The 14,950-nt window shown below is 62.4% G+C and carries 19 protein-coding genes and 1 tRNA gene; 12 read left to right on the top strand and 8 right to left on the bottom strand.

Annotated features, from left to right (window positions below; all coding sequences use genetic code 11):
* Nucleotides 1-106: 106 nt before the first annotated feature.
* From K3725_RS05135 to K3725_RS05160, 6 genes are all read left to right on the top strand, one after another.
* Entirely contained in the window at nucleotides 107-1,075 is a 969-nt protein-coding gene (locus K3725_RS05135) for an ABC transporter substrate-binding protein (RefSeq protein ID WP_260017764.1), read from the top strand.
* 381 nt (nucleotides 1,076-1,456) lie between these two features.
* Nucleotides 1,457-2,422: an ABC transporter substrate-binding protein gene (locus K3725_RS05140; RefSeq protein WP_260017765.1), complete on the top strand. Its 966-nt coding sequence runs from the start codon at nucleotides 1,457-1,459 to the stop codon at nucleotides 2,420-2,422.
* Between the two features lie 9 nt (nucleotides 2,423-2,431).
* Entirely contained in the window at nucleotides 2,432-3,484 is a 1,053-nt protein-coding gene (locus K3725_RS05145) for a glycine betaine/L-proline ABC transporter ATP-binding protein (RefSeq protein WP_260017766.1), read from the top strand.
* A complete protein-coding gene (locus K3725_RS05150; RefSeq protein ID WP_260017767.1) occupies nucleotides 3,484-5,520 on the top strand; it encodes a proline/glycine betaine ABC transporter permease in 2,037 nt (678 codons plus the stop codon). The genes K3725_RS05145 and K3725_RS05150 overlap by 1 nt, the downstream gene beginning before the upstream one ends.
* Nucleotides 5,521-5,644: 124 nt before the next feature.
* Nucleotides 5,645-6,307: an NnrU family protein gene (locus K3725_RS05155; protein WP_260017768.1), complete on the top strand. Its 663-nt coding sequence runs from the start codon at nucleotides 5,645-5,647 to the stop codon at nucleotides 6,305-6,307.
* 62 nt (nucleotides 6,308-6,369) lie between these two features.
* On the top strand, nucleotides 6,370-6,888 hold the full coding sequence (locus K3725_RS05160; protein WP_260018569.1) for a DUF2478 domain-containing protein: 519 nt from the start codon (nucleotides 6,370-6,372) through the stop codon (nucleotides 6,886-6,888).
* A 132-nt stretch (nucleotides 6,889-7,020) separates the two neighbouring features.
* On the opposite strand, the gene K3725_RS05165 is transcribed toward K3725_RS05160, so the two are convergent.
* Nucleotides 7,021-7,104 (bottom strand) — tRNA-Tyr (locus K3725_RS05165).
* 120 nt (nucleotides 7,105-7,224) lie between these two features.
* On the opposite strand from K3725_RS05165, the gene rlmB reads away from it, so the two are divergent.
* The 3 genes from rlmB (at nucleotide 7,225) to K3725_RS05180 (ending at nucleotide 9,232) form a co-directional block, all read left to right on the top strand.
* Nucleotides 7,225-8,001, top strand: a complete 777-nt coding sequence (gene rlmB, locus K3725_RS05170; RefSeq protein ID WP_260017769.1) for a 23S rRNA (guanosine(2251)-2'-O)-methyltransferase RlmB — start codon at nucleotides 7,225-7,227, stop codon at nucleotides 7,999-8,001.
* A 106-nt stretch (nucleotides 8,002-8,107) separates the two neighbouring features.
* A complete protein-coding gene (locus K3725_RS05175; protein ID WP_260017770.1) occupies nucleotides 8,108-8,557 on the top strand; it encodes a YHS domain-containing (seleno)protein in 450 nt (149 codons plus the stop codon).
* A 204-nt stretch (nucleotides 8,558-8,761) separates the two neighbouring features.
* Entirely contained in the window at nucleotides 8,762-9,232 is a 471-nt protein-coding gene (locus tag K3725_RS05180; RefSeq protein ID WP_260017771.1) for a CoA-binding protein, read from the top strand.
* Nucleotides 9,233-9,462: 230 nt separating this feature from the next.
* Here the strand turns inward: K3725_RS05180 and K3725_RS05185 are convergent, their stop codons facing one another.
* From K3725_RS05185 to K3725_RS05195, 3 genes are all read right to left on the bottom strand, one after another.
* Nucleotides 9,463-9,780: a phosphoribosyl-ATP diphosphatase gene (locus K3725_RS05185; RefSeq protein WP_260017772.1), complete on the bottom strand. Its 318-nt coding sequence runs from the start codon at nucleotides 9,778-9,780 to the stop codon at nucleotides 9,463-9,465.
* An 11-nt stretch (nucleotides 9,781-9,791) separates the two neighbouring features.
* Complete coding sequence (gene hisF, locus K3725_RS05190) at nucleotides 9,792-10,553, bottom strand: imidazole glycerol phosphate synthase subunit HisF (RefSeq protein ID WP_260017773.1); 762 nt, start codon at nucleotides 10,551-10,553, stop codon at nucleotides 9,792-9,794.
* A gap of 135 nt (nucleotides 10,554-10,688) precedes the next feature.
* The gene (locus tag K3725_RS05195; RefSeq protein ID WP_260017774.1) at nucleotides 10,689-11,000 is read right to left on the bottom strand and encodes a hypothetical protein; all 312 of its coding nucleotides are present in this window, start codon (nucleotides 10,998-11,000) and stop codon (nucleotides 10,689-10,691) included.
* A 148-nt stretch (nucleotides 11,001-11,148) separates the two neighbouring features.
* Between K3725_RS05195 and K3725_RS05200 the strand changes: the two genes are divergently transcribed.
* Nucleotides 11,149-11,595 (top strand): DUF302 domain-containing protein, encoded by a 447-nt coding sequence (locus K3725_RS05200; RefSeq protein WP_260017775.1) that lies wholly within the window; start codon nucleotides 11,149-11,151, stop codon nucleotides 11,593-11,595.
* Nucleotides 11,596-11,597: 2 nt separating this feature from the next.
* Here the strand turns inward: K3725_RS05200 and K3725_RS05205 are convergent, their stop codons facing one another.
* Nucleotides 11,598-11,885 carry a hypothetical protein gene (locus K3725_RS05205; RefSeq protein ID WP_260017776.1) on the bottom strand — a complete coding sequence of 96 codons (288 nt, stop codon included), beginning with the start codon at nucleotides 11,883-11,885 and terminating at the stop codon, nucleotides 11,598-11,600.
* A gap of 24 nt (nucleotides 11,886-11,909) precedes the next feature.
* Nucleotides 11,910-12,632 carry a 1-(5-phosphoribosyl)-5-[(5-phosphoribosylamino)methylideneamino]imidazole-4-carboxamide isomerase gene (gene hisA, locus K3725_RS05210; protein ID WP_260017777.1) on the bottom strand — a complete coding sequence of 241 codons (723 nt, stop codon included), beginning with the start codon at nucleotides 12,630-12,632 and terminating at the stop codon, nucleotides 11,910-11,912.
* Between the two features lie 135 nt (nucleotides 12,633-12,767).
* Between hisA and K3725_RS05215 the strand changes: the two genes are divergently transcribed.
* Nucleotides 12,768-13,154, top strand: a complete 387-nt coding sequence (locus K3725_RS05215; protein ID WP_260017778.1) for a DUF2147 domain-containing protein — start codon at nucleotides 12,768-12,770, stop codon at nucleotides 13,152-13,154.
* An 18-nt stretch (nucleotides 13,155-13,172) separates the two neighbouring features.
* On the opposite strand, the gene K3725_RS05220 is transcribed toward K3725_RS05215, so the two are convergent.
* Nucleotides 13,173-13,424 (bottom strand): WGR domain-containing protein, encoded by a 252-nt coding sequence (locus K3725_RS05220; protein WP_260017779.1) that lies wholly within the window; start codon nucleotides 13,422-13,424, stop codon nucleotides 13,173-13,175.
* 111 nt (nucleotides 13,425-13,535) lie between these two features.
* The gene (locus K3725_RS05225; RefSeq protein ID WP_260017780.1) at nucleotides 13,536-14,072 is read right to left on the bottom strand and encodes a peroxiredoxin-like family protein; all 537 of its coding nucleotides are present in this window, start codon (nucleotides 14,070-14,072) and stop codon (nucleotides 13,536-13,538) included.
* Between the two features lie 115 nt (nucleotides 14,073-14,187).
* Between K3725_RS05225 and K3725_RS05230 the strand changes: the two genes are divergently transcribed.
* Nucleotides 14,188-14,919: an AraC family transcriptional regulator gene (locus tag K3725_RS05230; protein WP_260017781.1), complete on the top strand. Its 732-nt coding sequence runs from the start codon at nucleotides 14,188-14,190 to the stop codon at nucleotides 14,917-14,919.
* Nucleotides 14,920-14,950 lie beyond the last annotated feature (31 nt).

The following is a 14,950-nucleotide window of genomic DNA, read 5'->3' on the forward strand; positions in this document are numbered from 1 at the left end:
TTGCTGCGAGCTGTTAATCTTTGTCAACTCCCGCCTGATATGCCGGATCCCGGAGCTGCGCTGAGGCGCGGCGTGTGGGATGACTGGCAGTACGGGAGTAACGCCAATGAAAATCAAAGTGATTGCCGCGGCGTTTGCGGCGCTGGCGGCATCGGGGGCCGCCGAAGCAGCTGACATGGGGGACGTTGAAGCCCCGATCCGTCTGGCGCTCAACAATTGGACTGGCCAGCATCTGTCCACTTACATCGTTGGCGGCATGCTAGAAGAAGCCGGTTATATCGTCGAGTATGTTGAGGCGGAATTGGGCGGGGTGTTCCCGCAGATCGAGTCTGGAGAACTTCATGCGATCATGGAGGTTTGGACCTCCAGTTCACCCGCTGGCTATACTGAGGCTTTGGAAGGCGGGGACATGATTGATCTGGGCGATCTTGGGCTTGATGCGCGCAATGGCGTGGTCGTTCCGCCCTATGTTGCACAGATGTGCCCGGGCTTGCCTGATTGGGAGGCGCTTCGCGACTGCGCTGCAATCTTCTCTAAAGATGGCAAAGGAAAGAAGGGGCGCTATCTGGCTTACCCTGAATCCTGGGGCTCACCCGGCGGGGACCGGATTCGTGCGCTTGGGCTTCCCTTCGATGTGGTCGCGGCAGAGTCCGAAGCTGCAATGATTGAAGAGTTTCAGAACGCCTATAAGGAAAAGCGCCCGGTCATTGCCACCTTCTGGCAGCCGCATTGGGCGATGTCGACATATGCACTGCAGTTTGTTCGGTTGCCCAAATACGACCCGGTCTGCCACACGGATCCGGCGTGGGGGCCTAACCCGCAAGAGACCGGCGATTGCGATTTCCAGCGCGGCGGCGTTGCCAAGGCTGCCTGGAAAGGTTTGAAGGACCGCTGGCCTGCGGCCTATGAAATTCTTGAAAACTACCAACTCAGCATCTGGGATCAGCAACCGCTGATCAGTCTGGTGGATGTCCGTGGGGAAACTGTGCAGGGTGCAGCGCGGGGCTGGCTGGCGGTGAACCGTGCCAAATGGATGCCCATTGTCGAAGAGGCCACGGGAAAGGGCCGCTCCTGAACCGCTTAATTCTTTCTTCCGGCTTAAGCAGCGCGCCCGTGAAACGGGTGCGCTGTGTTGCTTTCGGGATGCGGCTGAGGCTGGCTGGCCGACCCCCTTGGCCCGGTTCTGGCGTGCGAGGATGATTCCGGAACTTGTGTGTTTGCACAAAAACTTGAATCGTCAATCAAAATATTTCATGATTTGCGTCGCATTTGCTCGACAAGCGGTCGTAATATGTTCCAATACTTGCATTATCCCCGGCCAAACTGACGGCACCGGCTCCTGAACGTAAGAAAACGAACTGCCAAAAGGCTTGGCAGGAGCCGTGAACCGCCGGGTTCCAATGACGCGCCAAGCCGGACAGCCGGCGGCGCAGCAAAAATGACAGGGAGTATTGAGATGAACTTCAAGGGATATGCGCTGGCGCTGGGTGCCGCGACAATGACGGTTGCCGCAGGCATCGCATCCGCTGCCGAACTGGGCGACACCAGTAAGCCGATCAAGCTGGCGGTAAATGAATGGACCGGCCAGCATGTGACCACCCACATTGCGGGCGAGATGCTCAAGGCTGCGGGCTATGACGTGGAATACGTCTCTGCCGGGATGATGAACCAGTTCCAGGCAATTGCCGATGGTGACATCCACGCGACGCTGGAAATCTGGTCCTCCAATGTGTCCGACGAATACGCTAAGAAGGTTGAGGAAGGCACCGTGGTCGAACTGGGAGATCTGGAGCTGAACGCCCGCGAAGGCATCGCCTATCCTGCGCATGTGGCCGAGATCTGCCCCGGCCTGCCGGCCTGGGAGGCGCTGAAGGACTGCGCCGCGCAATTCGCCACTGCTGAAACTCTGCCCGAAGGCCGCCTGGTTGACTATCCGGCCGACTGGGGTACCCCAGGCGCCGACCGCATGACCGGACTGGCGCTGCCGTTCAAGGCCGTGCCAGCGGGTTCTGAGGCGGCGCTGATCGTTGAGCTGCGCGCGGCTACTGAACGCAAGACGCCGCTGCTGATCACCTTCTGGCAGCCGCATTGGGCAATGTCGGCCTATGACGTGAAGTTCGTCGACCTGCCGCCGGGCGAGGACGCCTGCTTCTCCGATCCGGCCTGGGGCCCGAACCCCGATGCGGTCAACGACTGCGACTTCTCGCCTTCGCGCATCTTCAAGGCCGCCTGGTCCGGCACCGCGGAAACCTGGCCTGCAGCGTTTGAAATCCTGTCGAACTACACACTGGCCGTGGAAGACCAGCAGCCGATGATGGGTGCGGTCGATGTGGATGGCGGCAAAGTCGAGGAAGTGGTCGCCGAATGGATGGCCGCCAATGAGGACAAGTGGCGCCCGGTTGTCGACGCCGCCATCAACTGAGCTGCACACGTGACCGGCTCTGAAACGCCTGCCATCACCTGCCGGAATGTCTGGCAGGTGTTTGGCAACAACGCAGACAGCGCCCTGAAAGAGGCGCTGTCGCGGCACGAAACACCCGAAGCGGCAGCCCAAGACCTGCGCGGCAAGGGGCTGATCCCCGCGGTGCAGGATGCCTCCTTTGATGTGAAGGAGGGCGAGCTGTTTGTGATCATGGGGCTGTCGGGCTCCGGCAAGTCGACCCTGATCCGCTGCATCTCGCATCTGCTGCACGCCACCGGCGGCGAGATCCGCATCGACGGTGAGAACATCGTTGAGGCCAGCCCCAAGCGGCTGATCGAACTGCGCCGCAAGAAGCTGGGCATGGTGTTCCAGCACTTCGGCCTGTTCCCGCATATGACCGTGGCCGAAAATGTCGCCTACCCGCTGCGGGTGCAGGGCGTGAAGAAGAAACAGCGGCTGGCCAAGGCGCAGGAGGTGATCGAACTCGTTGGCCTCGGCGGGCGCGAAAAGAACTTCCCGCGCGAACTCTCGGGCGGCCAGCGCCAGCGCGTAGGCATTGCCCGCTCGCTGGTGGCGGATTGCTCGGTCTGGTTCCTGGATGAGCCGTTCTCGGCCCTGGACCCGCTGATCCGGCGGCAGCTGCAGGATGAGTTCCTGGAGATCCAGGCCAAGCTGAAGACCACTATTGTTTTCATCACCCATGACATCAACGAGGCGCTGAAGCTCGCCGACCGCATTGCCATCATGCGCGATGGCAAGGTGGTGCAGATCGGCACGCCTGCTGACATCGTGCTGCGCCCGGTCGATGATTATGTGCGCGAGTTCTCAAAGGACGTGGCCAAGGGCCGCCACGCGCATGTGTCCTCGGTGATGCAGCCCGGAGAACACCATGTCCATGGCGCCGACGATCCCGGCCTGCGCCAGGACATGACACTGGACGCGGCCCTTGCGCGCTGCATGGAGCTGTACGAGCCGGTGCCCGTCCGCACGGATGACGGCAAGCTGGTCGGCGTGGTGAACCCAGCGGACCTCGCTGCCGCGCTGCAGGTGGAGCAGGGGTGATGGCAGGTCTTTCGAAAGGCTCGGTTGCGGCGCTGATCGCAGCCGTTGTGGGTGCCTTGTGCCTCCTTCTGGAAAGCAGTTTGCCCTGGCTGGTCAAGTTTCCCGCCGCCTGGGTACTGCCTGCAACCGACTGGGTCGGGGCCTTCATGGAATGGCTCCTGGCGTTGATAAAACCCGCCGCGCGCAGTTTCTCGGCGCTGATGTTCTATCCGATGGAAGCGGCGAACTACGTGCTAAGCCATACACCCTGGCCGCTGGTCATCTGCGCCACGACCGCGCTGGCCTGGACCTTGGGCGGCGTGAGGATGGCGCTGATGGCGGTTGTGGGTTTGGGCTTTGTGCTGGCGTCGGGGTATTGGCCCGAAAGCATGAACACCCTGGCGCTGGTCGCTGTCTCGGTGCCGATGGCGCTGATCATTGGCGGCGGCATCGGTATCCTTGCCAATGAATACCCCAAGATCCGCCAGCCGGTGCAGGCGGTACTGGATATCATGCAGACGGTGCCGACTTTTGCCTATCTCACGCCGTTGCTGGTGCTGTTCGGTTTTGGCCCCGTGGTCGGTCTCATCGCCTCCGCCATCTACGCGGCGCCGCCGATGGCGCGCAATGTGCTGCTGGGCCTCGAACGCGTGGAGCCGGAAATCAAGGAGGCCGCCATCATGGCCGGCGGCACCCGCCTGCAGCAGCTGTTCCAGTGCGAAATCCCCTCCGCCGGGCAGCAGATCATGGTGGGCGTCAACCAGTGCCTGATGGCGGCGCTGTCGATGGTGATCATCGCCGCTGTGATCGGCGGATTTGACGACATCGGCTGGGAAGTCCTGCTGACCATGCGCAAGGCCCAGTTCGGCCAGAGCCTGCTGGCAGGCCTGGTGATCGTGATTTTTGCGATCCTGATCGACCGGATGAGCGGCACCCTGACCCAGGACCGGCGCGACAGGCATGACCCGCGCGTTGCCTGGGGCATCCTGGCACTGGGCGTTGTGGTCAGCGCGGCCTTCTGGGGCAGCGTTCAGCAGCCTGGCAACTACGGCTTGTTCGACCCGGTAGCGGACAGCGTCGACCGCGGCCTTTCGTCCTTTACCAGCGCCAATGCGGAGGTCCTGACCGCGCTCAAGAACAACGTGCTGTTCTATGTGCTGCTGCCGATGCGGATCGGGCTGGATCAGGCAGTATTGCCCTTTACCTGGGGTTTTGCCTGGACCCCGGCAATGAGTGCGGTGCTGTTTGCTGCGGGTGCCGCGGCCGGCGTGGTCTTTGCGCTGCGCGGCCAGATGGCGCTGGGCGTGATGCTGCTGATTGCCGCGGGGATGCTGGAAACCGGCATTTCGCAACTGCCCTGGCCCTTTGTGCTGGTGGGGGCGGGCGCGCTGGCCTGGGTCGCTGGCGGGCGCGGACTGGCCATCCTGACAGTGCTTCTGCTGGGCACCATCCTGCTCTCCGGCCTGTGGGAGCGGGCGCTCCTGTCGCTTTATCTGTCCGGTGCCGCGGTCTTTGCTTGCGCGGTGATGGGAGGCGCCATCGGCCTGGCCTCCGCCTTGTCTCCCGGTGTCTGGCGCGTGGTGCGCCCGGTCTGCGACATGCTGCAGACCATTCCGCTGTTCGTGTTCCTGATCCCGGTGCTGATGGTGTTCCAGATCGGCGAGTTCTCTGCCTTCCTGGCGATCATCGCCTATGCCATTGTGCCGATGATCCGCTACACGCGGCACGGGCTGGTCTCGACGCCGGATGAGATGATTGAGGCCGCGACCGCTTCTGGCGCCACAACATGGCAGATGCTCAAGGACATTCGCGCGCCTTATGCGGCGCCGTCGATCCTGCTGGGGCTCAACCAGACCATTCTCTATGCCTTTGCGATGCTGGTCATTGCGGCGCTGATCGGCACCACCGGCCTTGGCCAGTCGATCTATCTGGCGCTGGGGCAGGCCGATGTGGGGCTAGGGATTTCTGCCGGCGCGGCAATGGCGATCCTTGCCCTGATTGCCGACCGCATGGTGCAGGGCTTCGCCGAGGAGCGGCGCAAGGCGCTAGGCCTGTAGCGCTCCTCAAATCCAAAAGAAAAGGGCGCCCCAGCGGCGCCCTTTTTTGATCTGGGGCAACGTTATAGACTGCCCATCCGCCTATAGCTGCACAAAAGGCTGATCTATACCAGGAGAGACCCCGATGGGCTGGCTTGAATTCACCGCTGCGCTGATGCTGTTCCTGGCCAGCCACGCGATCCCCGTGCGCCCGCCGGTGCGGCCCTGGCTGGTCAGCCGTCTGGGGTTGCGCGGCTATTTCATCGCTTACAGTGTGTTGTCGCTGGCAATCCTGGCCTGGCTGGTCGTGGCCGCCGCCCGCGCGCCCTATGTCGGCGTGCTGCCCTATTGGGAGGGCTTCCGCTGGGCGCCGCTGCTGGTGATGCCGCTGGCCTGCCTGCTGGCAGTGGGTGGCATGATGCGGCTGAATCCCTTCAGCTTTGGAGGGCTTGGTATCAAGCCCTTTGATCCGGCGGATCCCGGCATCCTGGCAGTCAGCCGTCACCCGCTATTGGCCGCGATGGCGCTGTGGGCCGGGGCGCATCTGCTGGCCAACGGCGACCTGGTGCATGTCATTCTGTTCGGCCTCTTTGCGGGCTTTGCCTGGATGGGCATGGCGTTGATCGACAAGCGCAAGCAGCGCCAGATGGGGCAGGGCGAATGGCGCCGCCTCAGTCGCAACACCGCGCGGCTGAACCTCGCCCGGCTGCGGCCCTCGGGCAGTGAGGCCGCGCTGGCCGGGGCAGTGTTCCTGGCGCTTCTGCTTCTGCACGCCCCTGTCATCGGCTACAGCCCGCTGCCCTGGTAGGGGTTGACCCCGGCGCCCGCATGACCACCTATGAAACGACACGAGACTGGAGAATACGACCGATGCACCTGGCCTATGTGATGACCGAAGAACGCGGTGCCACGGACCGTTTGCTGAGCGAACTGGCCGAGCGGCTGGAGGCCAAGGGCATCCGCCTGGCAGGCATCGTGCAGACCAATGTCGAATGCTATGACAAGGAACTGTGCGACATGGATGTGCGGGTGCTGCCGGACGGCGAAACCATCCGCATTTCCCAGTCCCTGGGCGCCGGCGCCCGCGGCTGCCGCCTGAACCCGGAGGCACTGGAGCAGGCGGTCGGTCAGGTCTCTGCCACCCTGCAGTCAGACCCGGCGCCGCAGCTGATGATCGTCAACAAATTCGGCAAGCACGAGGCCGACGGGCGCGGCATGCGGCCCATCATCGGCGAGGCACTGGCACTGGGCATCCCGGTGATATCCGGCGTCAACAAGATGAACGTGGAGCCGTTCCAGGCTTTTGCTGACGGCATGGCCGTGGCGGCGGGCCCGGATCTGGACGCGCTGGCCGAATGGGCAGAACAGGCCGTGGCGGCGACTGCCTGAGCAAACTTTACCGTTTGGAAACAAAGGAGAGGCCCGCGAAGTTCACGCGGGCTTTTTGCTGTGCAGCGCAGCGCGCGGCCTGTCCAGCCTGCTGCTGAACCACCACCGTCTAGTCTGAAAAGAGAGAGAAGATGGTGGGCGACCCTGGAATCGAACCAGGCGTGCGTCTCCGCGAGGGAGTTACAGTCCCCTGCCACACCTTGCGGCCTGTCGCCCACTGTCAGTTGCGTGTTGCACCTGATGTGGAGGCGTGATTACAAGCAGGCCAAAGGGGCGTCAACCGGAAAAACGCAAGTTTTTCGCGTGCCTCGAAATTTCTTTCTGCCGGAGAGCAAAATGTCCAAGAAACCCAAGTGGGTCGTCGAAAAAGAACAGTCCAAAAAGGCCGCTGCAGCGGAAACCGTCTGGCTGTTCGGGCTGCATGCGGTGCGCGATGCGCTGCTCAATCCCAAGCGTGAAAAACTGCGCTTGATGGTGACCATGAATGCGCAGGCGAAGCTCGCGGATGCCATTGCCGAGTCCGGCGTCGAGGCCGAAGTCATCGACCCGCGAAAGTTCAATCCGCCGATCGACCCGCAGTCCGTGCACCAGGGGGCGGCGCTGGAAGTGAAGCCCTTGAACTGGGGTGGCCTGGCTGAAAATTGCATCGGGGCTGAGGCGCCGCGGGTGCTTCTTTTGGATCGTGTCACCGATCCCCATAACGTCGGTGCGATCCTGCGTTCAGCCGAGGTGCTGGGCGCCAGTGCCGTGATCGGCACCCGCCACCATTCGGCGCCGGAAACCGGGGCATTGGCCAAGACCGCCAGCGGCGCGCTGGAGCGTCAGCCATACCTGCGGATGCGCAACCTCGCCGACACGATCACAGAATTGCAGGGGATGGGCTTCGTCGTGCTGGGCTTGGATGGCGAGGCAGAGCAAACCATCGAATCCGCACTGGCAGGCAAGCAGCATCTGCCGGTTGCGCTGGTATTGGGGGCTGAAGGGCCGGGTCTGCGCCAGAAGACCAAGGAAACCGTTGACGGGCTGGTCAAGATCGACGCTGCTGGCGGCTTTGGGTCGCTCAACGTCTCCAACGCCGCAGCGATCGCCCTTTACGCGTCCATCGCCCGCTGAGGCCTTTGGCGTCACGCCCTGATCACATCTGCGTAAGCTGCCTTTGCAACGGCACGGCGGTACGGCAGAGTCGCAGGCCTGATACAAGCAGCGAATGGAGTGAAATGTGATCCTGCGCCTGGTTCTGATGGCTGCCGCGGTGCTGTTCCTGTCCCTGCCGGATGCAGTGCGGGCTGAACCGGCCGTGTACTCCTCGCGTGCCGGGGTGGCCATCGGCGGATATGATGCGGTTGCGTTTTTTGAGCATGGAACGGCCGAGGAGGGGCGGGCTGTACATGCCGTCACGTGGAAGGGCGTCGTCTGGCGCTTTGCCACAGCCCGCAACCGCGCGCAATTCGAAGCCAACCCGCGGGCCTATGCGCCTGCTTTCGGCGGCTACTGCGCCTATGCCATGGCAGCGGGTCAACTGCACGAAGGTAATCCGCAGCTGTGGGTAATTGTCGATGGGGAGCTTTTTCTTTTGAATAACAGGCGGGTACATGTCCTGTGGCAGGCTGATACAGCGCATATGATTGCTTCCGGCAGAATTCATTGGCCTGCTGCTCTTAGAAAATAGCCTGTCATCTCACAAATGCGTGAGGTGCGCTTTTAATTTTCAGACCGTGACCCATATACAATACAGACTGCGGAGTGGAACCACCGCAGATCTTTTTCACTGTCCCTCGTTCCATACCTTGCGCCCGGTTCGCCCGGGCGCATTTTTGTTTAATGGCAGCGAATCCCGCTTTGCCGCGGCCGGCGCCGCAGCTAGGGTGCGGGCATGACAGACTACAGCGATGAGCATCTGAAGAAAGTCCTGCAAAGGGCCAAGACCGTAGCGGTGGTGGGCGTGTCGATGAACCCGGTGCGCCCCAGCTATTACGTGGCGCGCTACCTGGGCCTGAAAGGCTATAGGGTGATTCCGGTTAATCCCGGCCATGTCGGCAAAATGCTGTTTGGCGAAACGGTGCGGGCAAGCCTCTCCGAAATTGATCTGCCGGTGGATATGGTCGACATCTTTCGCCGCTCCGAGGCGGTGCCGCCGGTTGTGGATGAGGCGCTGGAGGCGTTTCCCAAGCTGCAGACCATCTGGATGCAGATCGGGGTGGAGCACGCCGAAGCCGCCGCCAAGGCGGAGGCGCGCGGGGTGACGGTGATCCAGAACCGCTGCCCCAAGATCGAATACCAGCGCCTGTTCGGCGAGCTGCGGATGGGCGGCTTTGCCACCGGAATCATATCCTCGAAGCTGTGACGCCTGTGGCCAGGCGGGGCGCTCCCGCCCATTCCTGCCGCCCTAAAGGGCGGCTTTCACGGTTGGGCCCGGCGCCGCTGCGCGGCGCAGTTGTTTGCTGAGAAGCCCTTGAAGGGCGGGATTGCCCTCAAGGACTTTGCCGAGTTTGCTTGTGGCTGCGCGTCAAGGGCAAGCCGCGCGTGCCGCGGGAAGGCTTCGCCTCCCTTGACCCGCGCGGTCCTTTCCGGCGATCAGCCCTTGGGGCGGGCGGCCTTCTCGGCAATGCCGCTGAGGCCTTGGCGTTCTGCCAGCACTTGCAGCACATCGTCCAGCGCAACGTCGCGGACGGCCAGCATCACCAGGAAATGATACAGAACATCGGCGCCCTCGGAAGCGAGCCCTGCCTTGTCATCCTTCACCGCTTCGATGATCGCCTCAATGGCTTCCTCGCCGAATTTCTCGGCGCATTTCTCCGGCCCCTTGGCCAGCAGCTTGGCGGTCCAGCTGGTCTCCGGATCGGCCCCTTTGCGCGCCAGTATGGTGGCTTCGAGATCGTGCAGCAGGCTCATCACATGCCCCTTCAGTTCAGCCGCATCGGAATGCCGGCGGCAGCCATGTGTTCCTTGGCTTCCTGGATCGTGTATTCTCCAAAGTGGAAGATCGAGGCAGCCAGCACTGCGGATGCGCCGCCCTTGGTCACGCCTTCCACCAGGTGATCCAGGTTGCCGACGCCGCCGGAGGCAATCACCGGGACGTCCACCGCGTCGGAAATCGCTTTGGTCAGCGGCAGGTTGAAACCGGATTTGGTGCCGTCCCGGTCCATCGAAGTCAGCAGGATTTCCCCGGCACCCTTGGCCACCACAGTCCGTGCGAATTCCACCGCGTCGATGCCGGTCGGCTTGCGCCCGCCATGAGTGAAGATCTCCCAGCGGCCCGGCTCCACCGTCTTGGCGTCAATGGCGCAGACGATACACTGGCTGCCGAATTGATCCGCGGCTTCGGCAATCACATCCGGGTTGGCTACGGCAGCAGAGTTGAAGGAGACCTTGTCTGCGCCCGCCAGCAGCAGGGCCCGCACATCTTCCTTGGTCCGCACCCCGCCGCCCACGGTCAGCGGCACAAAACACTGCTCGGCGGTACGCTGCACCATGTCGAACATGGTGCCCCGGTTTTCATGGGTTGCGTGAATATCGAGAAAGCAGATCTCATCCGCGCCGGCCGCATCATAGGCCTTGGCGCATTCCACCGGATCGCCCGCATCGCGCAGGCCGACAAAATTGACGCCCTTGACCACGCGCCCGTCAGCGACGTCGAGACAGGGAATGATGCGGGTTTTCAGCATGGATCGTGCCTTTCAAGCTGCTTGCCCCGTGGGTACGCAAAGCCTGCGGCAAGCGCAACAGATATGGCAGGGGATGCGCGTTTTGGTCCGGGCATGCGGAACTGCGCTGAGTTTATGCTAGTCCGGTTGCTGCGCTCATCTAAGCTTCCGAAAGGCCAGGAAAATAGCCAGCCCAAGGAAGCAAGGCACGGTAAAAGGCAGCAAGAACATGTTCAGGATGAACGGCCATGCAAGTAAATTGCCGATTGACCCCAAAAATTCAGGGCTGCAGTTTGACCAGCCAACCTTGATGTGATTGCCGTTGCATCCCTTTATAACAATTACATTGAGCAGCGAGAGAACACCCATCAAGAGTGGGAATAGGGCAATGCTTATGGCCTTTCTCGGAAATGTGAACAGGATCAGGGCGGCCGTAAAAAAGGGTGCCCCTATGATAATGAAATCCATCAAGTGTTGACCTGAAACCTCAGTGATTTCACTGCCTTCGTATGAAGCAGGCATAAAGAACAGCTTGGTGCCGTAAACGTGACTTGATGCTGGCGCTTTCTTCGCCAGATTTCAATGACGAGTGTCCCTTATTTCCGGAGTTTCCGTTATGAAAAAATCTCTTGCCCTTTCTGGCGCCATGGCGCTCGCCTCAGCACTGCCTGCCGCTGCGGAGCTGGTGACTGTGCCCAGCCAGAAACCCGTGGCCGAAACCATGGATGCGCTGCAGGCCGCGGTCGAGGGGGCGGGCGCAACTGTCTTTGCCCGGGTCGACCATGCCGCAGGCGCGCAGAATGCAGCGCTGGATCTAAGCCCGTCCCAGCTCCTGATTTTCGGCAACCCCAAACTGGGCACTCCCGCAATGCAGGCGGACATGCGGGCAGGGCTCTACCTGCCGCTGAAGGTGCTGGCTTATGAGGATGCCGACGGGCATGTCTGGCTGACCTATGAGGATCCGGCTGAAATGCTCTCCGGCCTCGAAATCCCCGCCGATGCGGCGTTCATCGCCAAGATGCAGGGCGCCTTGGGCAAGCTGACTGCAAAGGCAGCCGAATAGGCTCAGCGCCGCGCTGCCAGGTAGCGCGACAGCGCAATGGCCAGTCCCCACAACAGTCCGGCTCCCATGGAGACCGGGCCGAAGATCAGCGGCCCCCAGGCGGCAAGAACCCCCATGGTATAAGCCGTCTCGCCCAGGTCCTGGCCCAGCACCACGCAGGGGTTGGCAAACCCCTCGTGGATTTCGCAATCAAAGCCGAATCCCAGCAGCATCACAAAAGCAATGCATAAAAGCCACAGGACAATCGGCCCGATGGTCAGGATGGCCAGGATACGGCGGACAAGGCGCATGGGGTTTCCTCCGCCAGGGCGGCGTCAGGCTTTCAAAACCGCCAGCGCCTCTTTCAGGTCGATGGCGCCATCATAGAGCGCCCTGCCAGAAATCGCACCATTGAGAGGCGCGCCGCAGGATTTCAGCGCCCGCAGATCGTCAAGCGAGGACACGCCGCCGGAAGCAATCACCGGGATGCTGACCGCGTTTGCCAGATCGGCGGTGGCCTCGACATTCGGGCCTTTCATGGCACCGTCGCGCAGGATGTCGGTATAGATGATCGCGGCCACGCCCGCGTCCTCAAAGGATTTGGCGAGGTCGGTGACCATCACGTCGGTTTCCTCGGCCCAGCCCTTGGTTGCGACTTTGCCGTTACGCGCATCAATGCCGACCGCGACCTTGCCGGGAAATTCCCGCGCCGCCTCGCGCACCAGGTCCGGGTTCTCCACCGCCACCGTGCCCAGGATGACCCGTGCCAGGCCCTTGCCGATCCAGCGCTCGATGGTGGCCATGTCACGGATGCCGCCACCCAGCTGTGCGGGCACTTTGGTCTGCTTGAGGATCTCCTCCACCGGCGCCGCATTCACCGGCTCGCCGGCAAAGGCACCGTTCAGGTCCACCAGATGCAGCCACTCGCAGCCCGCCTCGACAAACTCCAGCGCCTGCGCGGCGGGGTTGTCGTTGAACACGGTGGTCTTGTCCATCTCGCCATGCAGCAGGCGCACGGCCTGGCCGTCTTTGAGGTCAATCGCGGGGTAGAGGATCATCCGGGCGGTCCTTCGTGAAATCAAGCTGGCGGTGTTTTGCACAACGTAAGGGCAGATTGCAACGCGACCCGAAGTCAACCTTGCCTCAAAGACGGCATCAGGGACAGGCTGCCTGCAAAACAGGGAGGAAATGGAATGAAACATCTACTGGCAGGCATGGCCGTAGCCGTCGGGCTGGCAGGCGCAGCAGCGGCGGACCCGGTGCTTGGTGTCTGGAAGACGCAAGCTGATGACGGCTCCTATGCCCATATCCTGATGGCGAAATGCGGCGCTGCGGTCTGCGGCAAGATCGCCCGCACCTTCAACAGCGAAGGCGAATACAAATCCCCCAACATCGGCAAGACGCTGGTGATCGACATGGTGCCAAACGGCGACGGCTCTTATGAGGGCAAGGTCTGGCGGCCGTCCAACGACAAGATCTACACCGGCAAAATGGATCTGGCGGGCAGCTCCCTGGCCTTGCGGGGCTGCGTCGCGGGCGGGCTGATCTGCTCCAAGCAAACCTGGACCCGGGTCCAGTAAGCACCTCGAAGGCTGCCGCTACAGCAGCCCCAGCTGCACCGGGATCGGCGCATAGCCGCGTTTCAGCTGCCGGTCCCGGAACCCTTCAAAGATTGCCAGAGCCTCGGCCCGCGCCGCAAAATACGTCCGCTTCTGCGCACCGCCGGGCGCGTTCAGCGGCCCGGACACACGCTCAACACACCAGTCGCCGAACAGCGTCGGTGTCAGGCTCAGCAGGCAATAGCGGTGCTTGCCTTCAGCGTGATCATATTTCTCGAAACGGATGTGCAATTGGAGGGGCTGCCGCAGTGACAAAAGGTCCGCCCCGTATGCCTGGAAGCGGACCTCTTGTCTATCGCTCAAACCGGTGAATTGTACCGGCCCCGGCGGCAGCTGCGGCGCTTACAGCTCACCGGTGTATTCACCGCGCGCCGGGTAGTTGTTGGGGATGGCAAAATCCAGCGCCGCCACCAGTTCCGCAAAATGCGGGCGCACAAACGGCATGGTCTGCACGGACCCGTAATAGAGCGTCTGCTCCGGCGTCACGAGGAACAGGCCGGGTTCCGAAAACAGTGCAGGCTCTTCAATCCCGATCGAGGTCTTGCCGCGCGAAGTGGAGATATACAGCCCCCATTCCTTGGCCAAAGACAGCGGCAGGCCGTAGCCGAACCGCAGCTCCTTGGCCTCGATCTTGTCAACCATCGCGCGGGTGCGCTCTTCGCCGTCAGAGCTAATGGCGATACAGTTGACGCCGCGCTTGGCAAAAGCCGCGACCTTCTTCTCGAACTCCTTCAGATAGGTCGCGCAGATCGGGCAATGCAGACCCCGGTAAAAGCAGATTACGGTGCCGCGCTCGGCTGTTTCCGAGGACAGGTCGAACTGGCCGTGGTCCAGCGTCGGCAGGGTCAGGTCCGGGGTCTTCTGGCGGGGGATCAGCATGTGATTGGTCCTTGTGAGTGGTCGTTTGGAGTGTGTGAGTGGTGGTGCTTGCCTGAATGTATCGCGCAGTTTAATGTCTTATAAATCCGGAAAAACTGATGGAGACACCGAAATAATGGATCGCCTCACCACGCTGATGGACCGTTTCCAGCTCGCCGTGCAGGCCGCAGCTCCGGGCCAGGCCAACCTGATTGCCCTGGCGGATGCGGCAGGCCAGCCGGTGCGGATCCTCTACCGCACCCGCGGCCCGCTGGCAGACCCCGCTTTGGGCGCGGTCATGTGGGCGGCGCGGGTGGAATGGTCGGGACACCGCAACCCGTTCCTGGCCGCCTTGCCGCCGGTGGTGGAGTATGACGTGTCCGGCAATGCCGAGGCGCAGGGGCTGGTCAGGCTGATGCGGGATGAGGCGGAGGGCCGGCATTGCGGCGCTCAATCGGTGATCAACCGGCTGGGCGAGGTGCTGATGGTGCGCCTTTTGCGCAATCAGATCCAGAAAGGCGCGACAGAGCCGGGGCTGCTGGCGGGCCTCGCCGATCCGCGCCTCAGCCGCGCCATCGTGGCGATGCATGACCATCCGGGACGTCTTTGGGCCAATGCCGATCTGGCGCAGGAGGCTGGGCTGTCGCTGTCGCGCTTTGCGGAGCTTTTTGCCGCCGAAGTCGGCGAAACCCCGATCGGCTACCTGCGCCGCTGGCGGCTGATCCTGGCGCATCAGGATCTTGTGCGCGGCGACCGGGTAGACGCCGTCGCGCGCCGCTATGCCTATACCAGCCCCGAAGGCTTCACCCGCGCCTTCCGCAAGGCTTATGGCGTGGCGCCGGTTTCCCTGCGCAACGCTGCCGCCTGAAAGTCCCGGGTTTCATCTTGCCGAAAATACT

Source organism: Leisingera sp. S132, from assembly GCF_025144465.1.
Taxonomy (GTDB): Bacteria; Pseudomonadota; Alphaproteobacteria; order Rhodobacterales; family Rhodobacteraceae; genus Leisingera.